Origin of the sequence: Microbacterium sp. BLY (assembly GCF_017939615.1) — a bacterium.
In the GTDB taxonomy this organism is placed as follows: domain Bacteria; phylum Actinomycetota; class Actinomycetes; order Actinomycetales; family Microbacteriaceae; genus Microbacterium.
In genome coordinates this window covers 1358006-1374592 of record NZ_JAGKSR010000001.1, presented here as the reverse complement: position 1 = coordinate 1374592, position 16587 = coordinate 1358006, and the positions used below count along the sequence as shown (strand labels likewise).

The window sequence follows — 16587 nt, the reverse complement described above, 5'->3', positions numbered from 1 at the left end:
TCGTCACCGCGGCAGGGCCCCCAGGGTCGCGCTGTTGCCGGGGAGTCGCGATACCGATGCCACATCCGACGGGACCGGGACCGCGATGGCGGCCTGACGCTGTGCCTGCGCGGGGATCAGCACGTAGGTCGAGGACACCACCGACGCCCCCTGCACGAGCTGCGAGCGCCGGTCCTGCCCGGTCGCCGCGGTGAACGCGGCGAGGGTGTCGGCGACCGCCGGGTCCCGCGAGACGGAGCCCCTCGACCAGGCCGAGAACCATCGCGGAGCGCTGGCGGAGGCACGGTGGTACAAGTTGCCGTTGGTGCTCGACATCATCTGCGCACCCGTGAACGTCTGCGAGAAGTCCTGCACGCACACCAGGCAGTTGCCGGCGCTCTCGGCCATCACGTTGTTGGACATCACGGTGTTGCGCACGATCCACGGCGCGAGCGGCGCGAACCGGGTGCGCGGGTCGTGGCCGGCCGCGTTCGGGTCGGAGGCCCGGCGGTCGTCCTGCCCGATGCTGACGTTACGGTCGCCGTTGCCGACGAACGTGTTGTTCCAGATCTTCACGTTGCCGGAGTTCAGGACGAACAGCCCGAAATCTCCGTTGCGGGCGATGATGTTGTCCGCGACGACAGCACGCTCCGAGAGCTCCACGAGGACCCCGTGGCCCGCGTTGCCGATGACGTCGTTGCCCGTGAACACGATGTCGATGACCGACTCGTCGAACCACGGACCCCGACCCGCATTGCCGGTGAAGGCGCTGTCGGTCACGGTCACGCCCTGCGTGCGCGTGACCTTGAACGCGCCGGACACGGGCGCGTGGTTGAAGTGCTCCGCGTTGTTGCCGACCGAGAGCATCTGGGTGACCTTCATCCCGTCGGCCTGCGACGCGCCGCCGCCGAGGAGACCGTTGCCGATCAGCGAGACCCGCGTCAGCGTCGTGCGCTGCGCCCACGAGTAGAAACCGGTCGTCGAGTTGTCGCGGATGGTGACGTCCGTGAGCGTGACGTCGTTCGCCGCCGCGATCACCGTGCCCATCTGCGGGACGCTCGTCGCATACCGGCGGACCCCGATACCGCGCACCTCGGACCCCGCGGAGCGGATCGACAGCGCCTGCGTGAGGACGCTGGCCTCCACCGTCTTGCCGGTCGGATCCGTGCCGATCACGAGGCGCTTGGCGCGATCGTCGACGAAGAAGGTGCCCGCGACCACCTCGTCCGCAGAACGCACCTCCCGCAGCTGCGCGCCCGCGACCCAGACCTGGTCGGGGTGAGCGGCCATCGGATGCGCCGGGTCGACGAAGCGCCATTCCGGCTGGGTGTTGTCGGGGGCGCCCTTCGTGTAGGTGGGGCTCGAGTCGAGGGCGACATCCCAGCCGTCGACCGCCCATGTCCTGCCGGAGGGCTTCCAGCCGGTGACGGCCTTGGCTCCGTCCATCCACACCGCCTCGTTCGGGGCGGGCTGGATCGTCACGCGCTTCTGCGCGGGGACGATGACCTCCTCGTGGTAGGTGCCGCCGCGGAGGACGACCGTACCGCCGTTCGGCACGAGCCGGAGGGCGGCGGCGATGGTGCGCACCGGAGCGGACTTCGTCCCCGAGGCACCGTCGGAGCCCGTCGGCGACGCGTAGACGGCCGTGGCCGGCGCGGCATAGGAGAGCGAGCCGGGGGCCGCGGCACCCGGCGCGCCGCGGACGCCGGCGGGGGTCGCCGGCGTCGTCGGCGTGACCGGAGCGGGAGTCGGAGCGGGAGCCGGTGCGGGAGCCGGGGCGGGAGCGGGAGCAGGAGCGGGGGCCGGAGCAGGAGCGGGCGCCGGGGCCGGAGCAGGCGCGGGAGCAGGAGCCGGAGCGGCGGCGACCACGTCGTCGATCGCCACCGGAACGGCGGCCTTCGCGCCCGAAGACGTGTAGAGGGCGAACCCGTAGCCGCCGGCCGACGGGATCCGCGTGGCCGAGGAGTCGGTGTGCGTGACCTGCCACGCGGACGGTTCGGCGGCCCCGTTCACCCAGGCCTTCGCGCCGAGCGACACCGGGTTCGTCCCCGTGACGCCCAGCGCCACACCCACGGTCATGCCTGCCTTGACCGTGAACGGGAGTCGGCGCTCGCTCAGGCTCTGCACCGCGGTAAGGTCGGTCATCCGGACCAGGGACACATAGGCGGAACCGTCCGGGTGCACGCGCACGCGCACGCCGTACGAGTCCTTGCCGGTGATGCGGACGGCCTGCGCGAGATACAGCGGGCCGCCGACCGGCAGCGCCGGGACCGAGAGGGTGAATCGGCTGTTCACGTCGGCGGCGCTCACCCCGGCGACCGTCGCCCGGGCGGTGATGCCCGGCTTGCGGCTGGCGAGCATCGCCCGGCCGTTCGAGACGCTCGAGACGCCCTCGATGACGCGCCAGGCGCCGACGGGAGACGCACCCCACCCGGAGGCGACGGTGCGGTTCATGGGATCGGACAGCAGAGGAGCGGGAGCGGCGGCTGCCGCCGGTCGGATGACGGAGGCGGCCCCGGTCGCCGCCGCCACGGGCGTGGCGACGAGGGCACCGGAGAGGGCGACCGCGACGCCGAGGGCGGCGGCGAGGAGCCGACGAGGCTGGCGCGGAGCGCTGTGCGATACGGGATGGGCAGGGAACGGAAAGGACACGATGTCACCGTTTCTGGGGCGGATTACACGATCACCCACGCTTCGCCGCAGTTTCAACCCCGGCGACAAAGAGCGAGCCCCCCTCGCAACCCATGAAGAATAACCGCCAGTTCAGGCGAAGGCAAACGTTTCGACGGTCGCGACCGATATGCTACGTGCCCGCGCGGCGGCTGACCCGCACCGTGCATGCCGCACTCACTCGCTGTAGTACTCGCTGCGATGCCGGTCGGGCCGGGCACGGTTGAGGACGGTCCCGAGGATGCGCGCGCCCCCCGACTCCAGCGACTTGATGCTCTTCGTCAGCGCCGCACGGCGAGTCTTCGTCGCATCCACGACGAGGATCACCCCGTCCGTCTGCGTGGCGAAGAGATTGGCGTCCGCCACGCTGAGGGTGGGCGGTGAGTCGATCACGACGTAGTCGTACTCCGCGGCGGCGAAGTCGAGCAGCTGCGTCATGCGGGCCGACGTGAGCAGCTCCGCCGGGTTCGGCGGGATCGTGCCGGCCGGGAGGATGTCCAGCGTGGTGTCCGCGACACGGTGCTTGGCGACCTCGAAGCCCACCTCGTCCAGCAGGACGCTCGTGAGCCCCACCGACCCGTCGATGCCCGCGTGCTCGTGGGCCCGCGGACGACGCATGTCGGCGTCGATGAGAAGGACGGAGTTGCGCAGTGCGGCGAGCGTCATGGCGAGGTTCACCGACACCGTGGACTTGCCCTCCGCCGGCATGCCCGATGTGACCAGCAGGACCTTCACGCGGCTCGACACGTTCGCGTAGGCGAGCGCGGACCGGATGCGCCGGAACTCCTCGGAGGTGTGGCCGAGCGGCTCCTGGGCCACCGCGATCCCGCGCTCCGCCAGCAGCGGAGACTTGGAGACCACGCCGAGCACCGGGTCGCCTCCGGCCTGCGCCAGGGTCTCCTCGTTGCGGACCCGGGTGTCCAGCACCCCGATGAGGACGGCCGCCGCGAGACCGAGGACCCCGCCGAGGAATCCGCCGAGCAGGGCGTCCCGCGGCTTGCTCGGGGTGAACTGGAACTCGGGCACGACGGCGTCGTCGATCACCTCGGCGGTGATGGTCGATTCCCCCTGAGGATCCTTCGGCGCGACGTCCTTGACGGTGATGATGAGCTGATCGGCGACGGCGTTCGCCAGCGCGGCGGCGGCCTCCGGGTCGTCCTGGATGCCGGTCACCCGCAGGGTCACGGTGCTCTGCGGGATGGTGACCTCGATATCGCGAGCGAGCGCCCGCGGAGTGGTGTCGAGATCGAGCTCCTCGATCACCGGCTCGAGGACCCGGGAGCTCGTCGCCAGCTGGGCGAAGGAGAGCATCTGGCTCTGCGTGTACACCGACCCCTGATTGAGGTCCGAGGCGCTCGTCCCCTGGTTGAGCGCGAAGTACAGCGAGGTAGTCGCCTGGAACAGCGGGGTCTGCAACGACGCGTACCCGTACGATCCGGCGGCGCCAACGACGCCGCACAGCACGATCAACCACCAGAACTTACGCAGTGAGCCTGCGATCATACGCAGACTGACCCGGCTCTCGCCCATGACTCCCCATTCCCCCTGAGGTCTCGATTCTAGAGGAGCAACCTGCACGACACCCTCACGTCCGCCGCTCCTGTGGAGCGGCTCCGGTCGGCGGCGTCGGAGCCGTCGACATCGGCGTGTCGCGGAGGAACAGCTGCTCATCGGGCGCCGACCGCGCGCCGGCATCCCGGGCCCAGGTGATCGCGAGGCCGACGCAGAACCAGAGGAACATGCTGTACTGCGTGATGAGCGCGACGACGACCAGACTCGGCAGCTGGCCCACCACCGCGAGGGCAGCGGGACTCCTCGTCGACCGGCGAACGGCCATCAGCGCCGCGCAGACGACGGCCGCCATGATGAGCAGCGTCGGCACATAGCCGTAGCGGAGCAGCGTGAGGACCAGGGCGTTGTCGACCGAACGGGCGAAGTAGCCCAGGTAGTAGTCACCGGAGACGAGCGAATGCCAGTCACCCGGATTGCCGAACAGCTGCACCTGCTCCAGGAGCACGAGGAGATCGGTCCGATAGTCGGCGCTGCCACCCGCCTCCTCCCCCGCCGCCCCGAACACGGTGTCGATGACGGGGATCACGATGGCCGCGCCGATCACGCCCGCGGCCGCCACCGTCACCCGGAAGCGGGTGGAGACTCCGACGATGAGGAAGGTGGACAGCACGAGCGTGAGCACGAGCGTCAGCAGGCCGGCCCGGCTGAAGGTGAGCACCGTCGCGACCGCGATGATCACGACACCGGCGATCTTCGGGAAGAGCCGCCATCGCGTCGCGACCACGAAGGCCGACGACATCGCCAGCGCCGCACCGAGGGCGATCGAATGGCCCCAGGCGCCCTCCGCACGGAGGACGCCGCCGCGTTCCTGCAGCGGGCTCCAGGTCTCGTAGACGACACCGGAACCCGGGATCAGGACGAAGGGGTTGAACGAGGTCACGAACTCCACGACCGCGAGCGCAGCGGCCACGATCGCCACCACCGCGATCGTCGACGTGACCCACTCCGGTGCCACGCGGGCGAGGACGACCCGCCCCCAGATGTACGGGACGACCCACTCCAGGAGCGCCGCCACCAGGGAGGCGAGATCGACCGTCCCGAATCCGTAGAGCCCGACGACGACGAGGACGAACGCCGCGACCCAGGCGTCGCCCGCCCGCAAGGGGACGACCGACCAGTTCACGACGATGAGCAGGATGGTCAGGAGAGTGATCGCTGCCCAGTAGAAGCCGATGTTCACCCCCACCCAGAGGGGGACGAAGAACAGCACACAGGCCCACACCACGAACGCGGTACGAGGAAGCAAACGGAGCCCGAACACGACGATGGCCACTGCCGCGATTCCGCCGATGGCGAGGAGCGCGATCGGTACAGCAGTGGCCATGCGTCAGGATCTTACTGTGGTGCGGTGACGCGGAACGAATCGAACGACACGCCCAGCGGCGCGGTCGAGCTGCCGGAGCGGTTTCCGCTCAGACCCACCGCTCCCGCCGCCAGCGGCGTCGCGTCCGTCGTGGTGATCTGCGACGCCGTCGGCTTCGTCGTGCCCGTCGGCCAGAACTTCGCGGACAGGGTGGCGGATGTGGTCCCGGTGACGGACACCTCGAGGTTGTACGAGGTGTTCGCGGCCCAGACGAGCCCGGGAACGGCCTGCGTGCGCAGCACGGTGCCCTCCCGGTGGACGACCAGCCAGACGGTGCCGTCGGGGCGCAGCCAGGCGCGGACGAAGTACTTCCCGGCCGCCGACTGCCGCGCGATCACACCGATGTAGGCGCCACCCGCCGCGGGCGCCTGGTCGACGCGGAACTGCGTCTCCAGCACCGCGTCCGCGACGGACGTCGTGTTGAGCGTCGCGTGGCGGGTGTCCCCCGCGATCAGGTTCATCTTCCCCTGGCCGTCCGCGACGGTGGTCGCCGCCTGCGAGCCGCCGGCGATCGTCCATGCCCCGCCGACCGTCGCCGTGCCCCAGCCGGGGCCCGCCGTGCGGTCGAAGCCGTCGTCCGCCACCGGAGCCGGCTGCGGCTCGGGCTCGGGCTCGGGCTGCGGGTCCACAGGCGGTGCGGTCACGGTCACCGGCTTGCTGGTGGTGTGGGTCGCGCCCTTGTCATCCTTCACGGTGAGCGTCACGGTGTACGTGCCCGCCGCCGTGTAGGCGTGCGAGCTGGTCGCCCCCGTTCCGGTCGTGCCGTCCCCGAAGTTCCAGGCGTACGACGCGATGGTGCCGTCGGAGTCGGTCGATGCGCTGCCGTCCACGGCGACCGTCAGGTTCGTCGCGGTCGCGGTGAACGCCGCCGTCGGCGCCACGTTGGCGGGCTCGGGCTCGGGCTGCGGCTCGGGCTCCGGAGCCGGGGTGCCGAGGTTCTTCAGCGTGAAGTCGTCGAAGCTCGCGAGGTTGGTGCCGGTCGCGCTGCCGGCCCGGTAGGAGAACACCGTGGGAGCACCGGCGACCTGGAGGGCCGGGGTCGCGTCCGTCGTGGTGAGCTGCCAGTTCGCGGGCTCCGCCGCCCCGGCCGTCCACAGCTTGGCGCGGATGGTCGTGGTCGACGACCCCGTCGTCTCCATCAGGAGCGTGAACGAGCTGCCCGCACTCCAGGTGAGTCCGGAGACGGCGGTGCTGGCGATCGCGGTGCCGTTGCGGTGGATCACGAGCCAGGTCGTACCGTCGGCGCGGTGCCAGGCGAGCGCCCGGTATCCGGAGGATCCGGAGCGCCGCGCGCCCAGTCCCTCGTAGACGACGCCGGTCGACGGCCCGGAGGCGAGGGTGTACGTGATGCGTGCGGAGGAGTCGAGGACCGACGTGCCCTGCAGCAGCATCTCCCTCGTCTCGCCCGGCGTCAGGTTCACCTTGCCCACGCCGTCACCCACGGAGAGCACCGCGGCGGACCCGCTCATGGGCGCCCAGGTGCCGCCCTTGTCGGCCGCACCCCACCCGCTGGAGACGACGCGGCCGAAGGCATCGGACGCGGCGAACACCTGCGCGGTGAGGGTGACGGTCTTCGTGAGGGTGGAGGACGAGCCGAGGCTGTCCGTCACGGTGAGGGTGATGTCGCGCGCGCCGGCCTGCGCATAGGTGTGCGCGGCCGTGGCTCCGGAGCCGGCGGGAGACCCGTCGCCCCAGTTCCAGGAGTAGGTCAGCGTGGCGCCGTCGGAGGCGCTCGACCCCGCCGCCGAGACGTCGACGTTCAGCCCGGAGGCGGTCGCGGTGAAGGCGGCGACCGGGTCGGCGTGCGTCGTCACCACCTGGCGGGTCGTCGAGGAGCTGCCGCCGCGGTCGTCGGTGACGGTCAGCGTCACCGTGCGGGTCCCGGCCGTGGCGTAGACGTGCGTGGCGACCTGACCGGTCGAGGTCGTGCCGTCACCCCAGTTCCACGCGTAGGTGACGATGGACCCGTCCGGGTCCGTCGAGGCGGACGCATCGGCCGACACCGAGAGCCCGTTCGCGGTCGTCTCGAAGGACGCCGTCGGGAGGACGTTCGGAGCCTGCACCACGACCTGCTTCTCCGCGGTGCTAGCCAGACCGTTGCTGTCGGTCACGGTGAGAGTGACCGTGTAGGTGCCGGACTCCTCGTACGTGTGCGTCGTGGTCTTCCCGGTCTCCGTCGCGGAGTCGTCACCGAAGTCCCAGCGGTAGCCGGCGATGGTCGCCGAGCCCGCCGGCGCGGAGCCCTCGGCGTCGAACGCGACGGCGAGGTCGGTCGCCGTGGCGGTGAAGGCGGCGGTCGGGGCCTGGAAGCCCTTGCCGATGCCGTAGTGCGTCTTCACCTGGGTCGGCGTGAGGGCGAACGGGTAGACCGCCACCTCGTCCAGGGACCCCTTGAAGTATTTGGAGCTCGGGGCGGACGGCCATCCGGAGAGGTTGTCGCCACCAATACGCCAATATCCTGTGTAGTTCTCCGCCGTGGTCGCCCCCGGCAGCGACGACACGAGCTGTCCGTCGACGTAGAGCTTCATGCCGTCCGCGCTCTGCGTCGCGACGGCGTGGTGCCAGGCGTTGTCGTTCAGAGCGGTGTTGTTCTGCACGGTCTGCGTGCTGCCGTTGTACGTTCCGAAGACCAGCCGCCCGTTGTTCGTCATATAGAGATGACGGTCATAGCTCGTCGAGTCGCCCGACAGCGCGGAGCCGTATCCCATGAGCTTCCCGCCGTTGTTCGTGTTGGTCTTGAACCACAGCTCGGTGGAGAACTCCGTGGGGGCGGCGATCTTGCTGCCCGAAGCCACCCGACCGGAGCTCGTGCCGGTGAAGGTCGAGGCACCGGTCGCCGTGTTCTCGACGCCGGAGGCCGAAGCCGTCACGCCGGAGTCGAACACCGGGGTGTTCGCGCCCGCCCAGTCCTGCGGCGCCGTGCCGAGCGGGTAGTAGAGCTGCGGTCCGTCGGCGGTCACGGCGTTGACGTAGTTCGAGACGGCGCCGGCGGCGACGGTCACACTCATCGCCTGACTGGACACCGCGTTGCCCGCGCTGTCCTTCGCGACGACCGTGTACTCCTGCGTCGAGCCGGGAGCGGCGGTCTTGTCCTCGAGAGTCACCGACGGGCGGTCCCACCACGTGCCGCGGGCCGTGGTCGTGGCCACCGGCGCGGTGGTGCCGGTGCGACGCAGCTCGTAGGTCAGCGTCAGGTCGTCGCGGTCCCAGTTGGCGGGGATCGCGACGCGCACCCGGCCGGGGATGAAGGACTGGGCCGTGCCGGTCCAGTTCGCCCCGGACAGGCGAGGGCCGTCCTTCGCCCCACCGGGCGGGTTGGTGGAGAAGCGGACGAGTCCTTCGAAGCGTCCGTTGTTCACGGAGCGGAACTCGCCGCCGATCGAGATCATGTTCCCGGCACCGGTGATGGAGAGCCCGGCCTGGCCCATGCCCGTCGTCACGCCGACGGCCCAGTCCGGCGTCCAGGCGTAGGGCGACGGTGCAGGCGTGCCCGCCCAGTTCTTGTAGGTGCTGCCGGCTGCCGGCTGGTTGCCCAGCAGGCCCCGGGCGTCGGCCGTGTACGCCTCCGAGTAGCGGTGCGTGCGGGGGTTCTGCTCCGGGTGCAGACCCATCGTGCTGCAGGCGTGCGTGTGGCTGGTCGTGTACACGACCTTGCCCGTCGAGTACACGCCGTAGTGGTCGCCGAGGCAGTCGGCGATCCAGCGGACCTGACCGCTCCCGGCCTCGGCCGCGAAGGTGCCCTCGAGGTTGCCGGTGGCGGCGTCGGCGTAGACCCAGCCGGTGCCGTAGACGGCGTTGGCGTCCGCGGCGAGGCCGAAGATGCCCGCCTTGCCCGAGTTCGACCCGGTGTTCGAGCCGTTCTTGACGGTCTGCGGCAGCGCCCAGCCGGTGTCCACCGCGCCGGTGGTCTTGTCGAGCGCGACGGTGCCGCGCATCGTGAGGTCGCCGTTGACCTGCGAGAAGCGGCCGGCGGCAATGACGTTCTGACCCGCCGGGTCCATCACCATCGCGTCGACCTGGAGGTCGCTCTGGGGTGCCCAGCTGAGCAGCGCGCCGTTCGTCGCCGAGAACGCGGCGAGGTTCTTCCGAGGGGTGGCGTTGCCCTGCGTGAACAGACCGCCCACGTAGACGCTCGAGCCCGAGGTGGCGAGGGCGTACACGCCGCTGCCGCCGATCGAGGGCGAGAATCCGGGCACGAGCTGGCCGGTCACGGCGTCCAGGGCCGCGAAGTTCCAGCGGGTCTGGCCGTTGACCGAGTTGAAGGAGCCGCCGATGTAGATGCGGGTGCCGTCCGGCGAGGCCGCGACGGCCTTGATGACGCCGTTCACCTGCGGGGCGAACGAGAGCAGCTGCCCGGTGTTGATGTCGTAGGCGAGCACGTTGGACCGCGCGGTGAGGCTCGTGCCGGGTGCAGCCAGCGGGGCGCGGGCGTTGTCGAACTTGCCGACCGCGTACACGGTCGACCCGATCGTCGTCTGCGCCCACACGTAGCCGTTGTCGATCTGCACGGTCGGAATCGGGTCGGACGTCACGACGTCGTCGTTGCGCTGGAGTAGCGGCGGCGGCGTCGACGGCGTGTCCGCCGCAGCGGCCCCGGTGGCTCCCAGCGTGGTCATGCCCGTGATCAGCAGTGCCGCCGTCACGACCGACGCGAGTGCGCTCAGCGCCCGCCTCGAAGTGGATGTGTTACCCATGTTGCTCCCCAGCCCCAGTTTTCTTCTTTGAAAATGTCACGTACGAGACGCGATGAAAGGTGTCGCGCCCGCGGCTCAGGAGAGCTTGCCGGCGAAGACCGCCACCGGCTCGCCGGCCGCGTAGTTCACGCTGATCTTCACGGCACGACCCTTGGTCGGGTCGAGCATGAAGACGTAGGTTCCCGTGGCCTCGTCGCCGGCGGCCAGCTCCCCGTGGAGCGGCTCGTTCGGCCCGGCGGTGGTGGCCACCCCGACGTCGCCGTCGTCGGTGACGAGATTCACGACGGCGGAGTCGATGCTCTGCGTCCGCTTCGAGTCGTTCGCGACCTTCACGGTGACCACGACGGCGGAGCCGGCGTACTCGCCCGGCGTCTTGGGCGTGATCTCGGTCGTCGAGATGTCGTCGACGGTCACGACCATGTCGGTGGACAGGGCGATCTCCGCGTCCAGCGCGCCGGTCTCCTCGGTCAGCGCGGGGGCCGCGGTGGGCCCTTGCGCGTCGGGATCGGCAGGCGGCGTCCAGTCGGTCGTGCTGGTGCCATCGGGCTCCGGCGTGGCCGACGTATCGGGTGCCGCCGTGCATCCGGCGAACACGATCGCGAGCGCCACGACGGGCGCGATGAACAGTGCACGCCTCGCGTGCGAAGAGCCGTCCCCAGAACGGCATGCTGAAACAGTGAACACTGCAGCTCCCCAGAACCCAGATTCCCCAGCCGAAGCCCCCTCGGCTTCGGTTCCCCCCAACCGTGCAGAACACGGCGTCGGCTAATCCTAGGGCGACTGACGGGAAACCACAACCCCGCGATCAGGAGGAGTGTCGCCGCTGTCCGCCGAGCTGGCCCACGAGCGCGTCGACGGCCTGCTCGACCTCGCGGATCGTCTCGGTGTGTCCTCGGCTGCCGTGTCGGTCGGCGATCGACGCCGGATCGCCCCCGGACCGCCCTCCGAAAAGCCGCCGGAGCCGTCCTCCGCGATCCGCGGAGGCCCCGAGCGGCGTCGCGCGCGTACGCGCACGGTCGAGGAAGGCGACGTAGTCCCGGACCGTGTCCGTGCCGCCGGAACGGAAGCCCTCACCCAGATGCGCGGCCTCGCGCAGCGTGAACATCCGATCCCGGAACTCCGGAGCCATCCGCACCAGCTCGCCGCGGATGTCCCTCGACGCGGCGAGGACCAGGGTGGCGTCGGCGAGCATCTCCGGCGTGACCTCCCGTGCCCGGTGCGCGGCCGTCTGCTCCTGCCAGCTCGCATCGGCATGCCGCGCCGCGACCTCCGTGCAGATCGGGTCGCCGGCGTGCGCACGCACGCCGGCGCTGTGCACGGAGAGCGCCGAGCCGTCCCGCAGCCCCCGCCGCAGCGCGAGCTCGGCCAGCGGCGAACGGCACACGTTGGCGGCGCACACGATGAGGATCGAGCCGTCGGTCATGCCGGGTCACCGAGCCTTCCGATCTCGCGGAACCACTTCACCGCGGCGAGCGCGAGGAAGAGCACCGCTGCGGCACAGAGGGCCCCGTACGCGACGAGGAACCCCGGCGTCCACCCCCAGAGGACGAAGACGAAGCACACCAGGCCGAAGTCGGTCGGCAGGAGCACGAGCGATCGGCGCAGGGTGCCACCGCCGCGCTCGTGCGTGGAGGCGACCGCGTGCTTGCCCTTCAGGAGGTCGTTCAGCAGCATGCCGGAGAAGGTGGTCGAGGCGACGATGCTGAACACGATCGGGATCAGCAGCAGCGCCGGGGTGTCGGGCAGCACGCGGTACAGACCGATGAGCACGGCCAGATGCAGCGAGGCGATCTTGAGCGTGTCGATGAAGTGGTCTAGCCACTCGCCCTGCGGGCTCCCGCCCCCGCGAAGCCGCGCGACCTGTCCGTCGGCCGAGTCCCACGCGTAGCCGAGGACGAGCAGCAGGGCGATGAGCAGCCCGAGGGGCACGGTCACCGGCGCGAACGCGATGAGCGCGATCGCGGCGAACGAATGCACGGCGCTGATGATCGACACCTGGTTGGGGGTGAGCCCCAGACGGTAGGCGACGGCGGCGAGGACACGGCCGAGCCGCCGGTTCACGTACACCGAATAGGCGGGGGCGCCGCGCGCGTGCCCCTTCTGCGCCCTGGCGAGCTGTCGGTAGGCGTCTACGACCATGTCGTCTCCTTCCGGCCCGTGCCGGCCGTCCGTGCGATGCGCCGCGCCTCCCGCACGCCGCGGAGGTACGCGCGGAGCGGAGCGGGGGACTGCAGCAGCTGTCGTCGTCCGCCGCGGAGGATCACCTCGCGGGCGGTACGGGGGATCGTCCGGCGCCAGCGGCGCACCGCCTCGTCGTCGAGGTGCCGGACCGCGAACAGCATGCGATTGCGGATGTTGTAGTAGTAGTAGCCCTCCGACTTGGCGCGGGAGAGCTCGGGATCGGCGCGCTGGGTGCCGCCCTCGTCGTGCACGGCGGTCGCCTCCTCGACGAGCGCGAGGGCGCCGCCGGCGGACACCACGCGGCGCGAGAAGTCGACGTCCTCCCAGTACAGGAAGTACTCGTCGTCGAAGCCGCCGGCGAGATCCCACACCTCACGGGTGATCCACAGGCAGGCGCCACTCAACCACGGTTCGTAGGGACGCTGATCGTCCTGCCGCTTGCGGCGGGCGCGCATCGTGCCGTCGTCGAGCATGAGGTCGATGCCCGCGAACCAGATCCGCCCATCGGAGTCGGTGATCACGGGCGAGGCGAGGGTCGTCCGCGCGGTCGCGGTGACCGCGACGAGACGGGTCAGCGAGGCGCGGTCGATGTGCGCGTCCGGATTGATGACGAGCACGTCGGTGGCGCCGTCGGCCAGGGCCCGCGTCACCCCGAGGTTGACCCCGCCGCCGAATCCGGAGTTCGTCTCCGATGCGATCAGCGTCCAACCGTGGGCTCGCGCCACGGTGGTGGCGGCCTCGCGCTCCGCGGCTCCCGCCCAGTTGTCGACGACGATGACCTGCACGCCGTCGTCGACCGCGCGAGCCTCCCGCTCCACGACCACCAGGTTGCGCTCGAGCAGCCGCGCCGAGGCATAGTTCACCACGACGACGGCCAGTCGTCCGTGCACGATTGACACGCGATCCTCCCCCCGGATCCGCCTCACGGACCTCTTCGGGTCGCCGGTCGAATTCCCCAGAGTCGCGACCGGCGTCGACTCCCAGGACACCGACTATACGCCAGAGCCGGCTCACCGCACCCGGCGTTCACGGTACGATGAGCCGGCGCGGGGACACAGACGCAGGACTGCCATGGGGATGAGGCGGATGACGAGGGGACCGGAGACGGGCGACGCGATCGCCGTGACGATCGGCGTACCCACCTATCGGAGACCGGAGCTGCTGGCGGCCCTGCTGCGAGCGCTCCCCGACCGGATCGCGGAGTGCGCGGGACTGGGCGTGGACGTGGAGGTGCTGGTCGTCGACAACGACCCGGCGGCGTCCGCGCGCGCGGTCGCCGCGAGCGCCCCGCTTCCGGTGCGCTACGTGGTCGAGCCGACGCCGGGGATCGTCGCAGCCCGCAACCGTCTGCTGGACGAATGCGCGGATCGTGATCTGCTCGCCTTCATCGATGACGACGAGGTGCCCCGGCCCGGCTGGCTGTCGGAGCTCGTCCGCACCTGGCACGCCACCGATGCGGATGCCGTCATGGGCCGCGTCATCTCCGTGTTCGATGACGACGTCGACCCGTGGCTGCTTGCCTCGGGCACGTTCCGTCGTCCGCCGCGGCCCACCGGGACCGTTTTGCCGGTCGCCGCGGCGGGCAACCTCCTCCTCGACCTGCGATCCGTGCGCCGGCTCGGGGTGCGCTTCGACCCGTCGCTCGGGCTCGGCGGCGGCGAGGACACGCTGTTCACCCGCGAGCTCGTCGGCCGCGGCGCCCGCATCGTCTGGTGCAACGAGTCCGAGACCGAAGACCTCGTGGTCGCCGCGCGTCTCACCCGGGCCTGGGCGGCCCAGCGCGCGTTCAGCTCGGCGAACGCCGGCACCCGCATCGCCCTGAAGCTCACGAACGGACGCCTGCGCCGCGGCCTGCTCCGGGTGCGGGCGTTCGTGGGCGGCATCGCACGGATCGTCGTCGGGGCGCTGCGCCGTGCCTTCGGCGCCGTGACCTCGAACATCACCCACCACGCCCGCGGCACCCGCCTGATCCACCGCGGCCGCGGCACCATCGCCGCCGCGCTCGGCCACCGCTACGACGAATACCGTCGCCCTCCGGAGGAAGACCCGATGACCGAACCCACCGCGCGCATCCGCGTGATGCAGTCCCTCGGCGCCCCGCGCCCGACGACGAACCCGTACAACAAGATGCTGGACGAGGCACTGGGCTCCACCGAGGGCCTCGAGCACCTCCGGTTCTCGTGGAAGACCGCGCTCTTCGGGCGCTACGACGCCTTCCACTGGCACTGGCCCGAGGCCAAGCTGCACGGATCGACGTGGTGGAAGTCGGCCGGCAAGTTCGCGCTGACGACCGCGCTCGTCTTCCGGCATCGGCTCTCGCGGCGGATCGCCGTCGTGCGCACCGTGCACAACCTCGAGCTGCCGGACGACAACGCACCGCGCCTGTGGCTGCTGCGTTTCATCGACCGGAACACCGATTACCGGATCGTCATCAACGAGACCACACCGCTCGCCCCGGGCACGCCGCACAGCCTCATCCTGCACGGCCACTACCGCGACTGGTACGCGGCCTTCCCCTTCGCCGAACGCGTCCACGGACGTCTCGGCTCCTTCGGGGGGATCCGCCGCTACAAGGGCCTCGACGGGTTCATCGACGCGTACGGGGAGGCCGTGGCGATCGAGCCCGCGCTGAGCCTGCGCATCGGCGGCCGCCCCTCCACACCGGAACTCGCGGACGATCTCCGTGCCCGGACCGCCGAGCTTCCCGGGGTCGACCTGCACCTCGACTTCCTCAGCGACGCGGAGCTGGTGGAGCTGGCCACGTCGTCCGAGCTGATCGTGCTCGCCTACCGGTTCATGCACAACTCCGGCAGCGTGCTCGCCGCGCTGTCGATGGGACGCCCGGTGCTCGTGCCGCGGAACGAGGCGAACGAGGCGCTGGCGCGCGAGGTCGGCACCGACTGGGTGCACATGTACGACGGCGACGACCTCGACGCGGACACGCTCGTGACGTCGTGGCGAGCCGCATCGGCCCTGACCGGGACCCCGGATCTCTCCCGGCGCGAGTGGGCGGACGCGGGCCGCGCGCATCGGGACGCCTTCCGCGAAGCCGCGCGGGTCAAGCGTCGCCGCCGCGGCTGATTCCCGTCCGGGCCGTCAGCGCTCCTCGCGGACGCCCCGGACGAGCGCGTCGACCATGGTCTTCGTGGTGAACCGCCGTTCGACCTCCTCCCGCCCCCGGCGTCCGAGGGCGGCGGCGCGATCCGGGTCGTCGAGGAGGCCAAGGAGCGCCGCGGCGAGAGCCTCCGGCTCGCCGGGAGGGACGAGCGTGCCGGTCTGCGGGCTGACGTAGTCGCGCATGCCGGGGGTGTCCGTGGCCACCACGGGCCGGGCGGTCGCGAGGGCCTCGAGCGCCACCGTCATGCCGGACGCATGCAGGTTCGGACGGGTCGCCGTCACCACGACGCTCGCCATCGCGTAGAGGTCGCGCAGCTCGGTGTGCGGCAGGCGACGGACCAGCCGCACACCGTCCGGAGGCGTCAGCGGGGACGGCGACTGCACGACGACGTCGACCTCCGGACGAGCGGCGAGGACGAGGGCGAGCGCGGCGTACAGGGTCGCCGGATCCCGGTCGCGATCGTTGCCCGCGCTGACGATCCGGGGGCGAGCCGCGGGCGGCTGCGCGGTGAAGAACTCGTGGTCGATCCCGAACGGCACCAGGAACACCCGTGGTGCGTCCGACCCGAGGAGACGGCGCAGCGGCGCGATCTGGGCCGCGCTGAGCACCCAGAGCGCCGTGGCGGACCGCAGCATCGCCACCAGGCGATCGGGGGCGGCACCGGCGGCCGCCAGATCCGTGAGCCAGATGACCCCGGTGGCGAAGTGCGCCCGGGGACGCAGGACGTGCATGCGGTAGGCGGTGTTCTCGTCCCACACCAGGGCGAGTCCCTCCCGCGGGCGGGGACCGACGCCGGCCCGGGCACGGAGCCGCGCGATCCGACCCGGATCGGGCAGCTCGTCCACCTCCACGCGGGCGTGATCGCGGAGAGCGTCCAGCCCATAGGGCCAGATGCTCGGAACCTCTCCCCTGGCGTGTGCGCGCGCCCAGGTGGACGCCGACTGCTCGGCGCGATGCACCCAGGTGACGGACAGCGCCGGGCTGTCCTCGGATCCCACCATGCCACTATG

Annotated in this window: 10 protein-coding genes; 1 reads left to right on the top strand and 9 read right to left on the bottom strand. The window is 71.1% G+C overall.

Going from position 1 to position 16587, the window contains the following annotated elements; translation table 11 throughout:
- Positions 1-3: 3 nt before the first annotated feature.
- The 8 genes from KAF39_RS06820 to KAF39_RS06785 form a co-directional block, all read right to left on the bottom strand.
- Positions 4-2631 carry a right-handed parallel beta-helix repeat-containing protein gene (locus KAF39_RS06820; protein ID WP_307805114.1) on the bottom strand — a complete coding sequence of 876 codons (2628 nt, stop codon included), beginning with the start codon at positions 2629-2631 and terminating at the stop codon, positions 4-6.
- A 195-nt stretch (positions 2632-2826) separates the two neighbouring features.
- Positions 2827-4152, bottom strand: coding sequence for a polysaccharide biosynthesis tyrosine autokinase (locus KAF39_RS06815; RefSeq protein WP_246878251.1), 1326 nt, complete (start codon positions 4150-4152; stop codon positions 2827-2829).
- Between the two features lie 82 nt (positions 4153-4234).
- Positions 4235-5545, bottom strand: coding sequence for a hypothetical protein (locus KAF39_RS06810; RefSeq protein WP_210676560.1), 1311 nt, complete (start codon positions 5543-5545; stop codon positions 4235-4237).
- An 11-nt stretch (positions 5546-5556) separates the two neighbouring features.
- Positions 5557-10278 carry a PKD domain-containing protein gene (locus tag KAF39_RS16125; protein WP_282595485.1) on the bottom strand — a complete coding sequence of 1574 codons (4722 nt, stop codon included), beginning with the start codon at positions 10276-10278 and terminating at the stop codon, positions 5557-5559.
- Positions 10279-10353: 75 nt separating this feature from the next.
- Positions 10354-10887: a DUF4352 domain-containing protein gene (locus KAF39_RS06800; RefSeq protein ID WP_210676558.1), complete on the bottom strand. Its 534-nt coding sequence runs from the start codon at positions 10885-10887 to the stop codon at positions 10354-10356.
- Positions 10888-11083: 196 nt separating this feature from the next.
- Complete coding sequence (locus KAF39_RS06795; protein WP_210676557.1) at positions 11084-11701, bottom strand: hypothetical protein; 618 nt, start codon at positions 11699-11701, stop codon at positions 11084-11086.
- A complete protein-coding gene (locus KAF39_RS06790) occupies positions 11698-12417 on the bottom strand; it encodes a CDP-alcohol phosphatidyltransferase family protein (protein ID WP_210676556.1) in 720 nt (239 codons plus the stop codon). Before KAF39_RS06790 ends, KAF39_RS06795 begins: the two co-directional genes overlap by 4 nt.
- Entirely contained in the window at positions 12408-13358 is a 951-nt protein-coding gene (locus tag KAF39_RS06785) for a glycosyltransferase family 2 protein (protein ID WP_307805113.1), read from the bottom strand. The genes KAF39_RS06790 and KAF39_RS06785 overlap by 10 nt, the downstream gene beginning before the upstream one ends.
- A gap of 187 nt (positions 13359-13545) precedes the next feature.
- Here KAF39_RS06785 and KAF39_RS15955 point away from each other — a divergent pair, with 187 nt between their 5' ends.
- Positions 13546-15540, top strand: a complete 1995-nt coding sequence (locus KAF39_RS15955) for a glycosyltransferase (protein WP_246878250.1) — start codon at positions 13546-13548, stop codon at positions 15538-15540.
- Positions 15541-15555: 15 nt separating this feature from the next.
- Here the strand turns inward: KAF39_RS15955 and KAF39_RS06770 are convergent, their stop codons facing one another.
- On the bottom strand, positions 15556-16578 hold the full coding sequence (locus tag KAF39_RS06770) for a glycosyltransferase (RefSeq protein ID WP_246878249.1): 1023 nt from the start codon (positions 16576-16578) through the stop codon (positions 15556-15558).
- Positions 16579-16587: the final 9 nt, after the last annotated feature.